The organism is Neisseria sp. P0021.S006, assembly GCF_051956895.1.
In genome coordinates this window covers 1-1574 of sequence record NZ_JBQCWZ010000302.1, presented here as the reverse complement: position 1 = coordinate 1574, position 1574 = coordinate 1, and the positions used below count along the sequence as shown (strand labels likewise).

The 1574-nt window shown below is 49.1% G+C and carries 1 protein-coding gene and 1 pseudogene; both read right to left on the bottom strand.

The annotated features are described in order from the left end of the window. Positions 1 to 12 precede the first annotated feature (12 nt). A complete protein-coding gene (locus ACTHUM_RS13555; protein ID WP_440403119.1) occupies positions 13 to 1047 on the bottom strand; it encodes an FAD:protein FMN transferase in 1035 nt (344 codons plus the stop codon). Positions 1048 to 1179: 132 nt separating this feature from the next. Beyond that, positions 1180 to 1574, bottom strand: a pseudogene (locus ACTHUM_RS13550) (NADH:ubiquinone reductase (Na(+)-transporting) subunit F); the annotation flags it as partial.

Here is a 1574-nt window from a genome sequence, read left to right as displayed (position 1 = left end):
GCGCTGGACATTTTAGTATGTTAGCCGCCTTGGCGGGGTCCGGATGATAAGGAAAACGGCGAGATTTTCTTGCTCGGCAAGTTTAAGTGCTTCAGTTTCTCCGAGGACGAACAATCCGGTGGAAAGGCCGTCTGCAAGTGTGGCGTTTTCTGCTACTACGCTGATGGAAGCAAGGTTGTGGCTGATGGGTTGTTTGGTTTTAGGGTTGATGATATGGGAAAGGCGGCGGCCTGACTTATCGACATGGAAAATGCGGTAGTCGCCGGATGTGGCCAGTGATTTATTGTCCAATGGAATGGTGATTTGAGTGGCGCCGCCTTGAACGATATTGGGCTGCTCGATGCCGATACGCCAAGGATTGCCTTGTGCATTGTGGCCTTTGCCATGTAACTCGCCTCCGATTTCTACCAAATAATTGCCGATATTGAGTTTTTCAAGTTCGGCGGCGGTTTTATCCACGCCAAAACCTTTGGCGATGGAGGATAGGTCTAAATAGACTTCGGGATGGGTTTTGGCGAGTGTAGGCTGCTGACCATCTTGGGAAAGTTTGAGTTTGTCCGTACCGACCATTTCTGAAGCATGTTGGATTTCTTGTGCAGTCGGTTCGTGCGTGATTTCTTTTTGCGGGCCGAATCCCCAAAGGTTGACCAAAGGGCCGACGGTTACGTCCAGTGCGCCGTGCGTCAATTTGTTTAAACGCAAGGCTTCGCCGGTTACATAGGCAAAGTCTTGGGAAATGGGCATGGCCTGATTGACGGTGCGCAGCTGGTTGAATTGGCTGATTTCGGAATCGGTCTGGTAGGTAGACATTTGCCGGTTGACTTCTTTAAGCGCGTCATCAATGCGTTTTTGTATTTCGGCGGGGGAGGGGAGTTTGTCTTGACCATCTGAAAGGTATTTGACGGTATAGGTAGTGCCCATGGTCTCGCCTTGCAGGGTGATGGTTTGTTGTTTTTCAGGTTGGCAGGCAGAGAGCGTGAGTGCGGAAACGATGGCAACGGTGTAGCCGATTATCGGACGGTAAAACGAATTGGAAAGAAACGGCATAGGGGATTCGCGGATTATTTTTTGAAGCCTTTATTGTATCGTAAAAGAAAGGTTCAGGCCGTCTGAAAGTATGGTTTTCAGACGACCTGGCAATAAAAAAGGAAGAAACCGAAGTTTCTTCCTTTTTGTTTGTTAGCCGCCGAAATCGTCCAAGAGGATGTTTTCGTCTTCCACGCCCAAATCTTTGAGCATTTTGATCACGGACTGGTTCATGATCGGAGGGCCACACATATAGAATTCGCAGTCTTCCGGTGCTTCATGGTTTTTCAGGTGGTTTTCGTAAACTACGTTGTGAATGAAGCCTGTGTAACCATCCCAGTTGTCTTCAGGCAATGGGTCGGACAGGGCAACGTGCCATGTGAAGTTCGGGAATTCTGCTGCGAGTTGGTCGAAGTCTTCGACATAGAACATCTCGCGTTTAGAACGTGCACCATACCAGAAGGTAATCTTACGTTTGGAGTTCAAACGTTTCAGCTGGTCGAAAATGTGGGAACGCATCGGAGCCATACCCGCACCACCGCCGATAA

What these genes read in the sequence shown, in the direction of transcription:
- ACTHUM_RS13555 (WP_440403119.1), bottom strand. Translation starts at nt 1,047, where the DNA reads ATGCCGTTTCTTTCCAATTCGTTTTACCGTCCGATAATCGGCTACACC.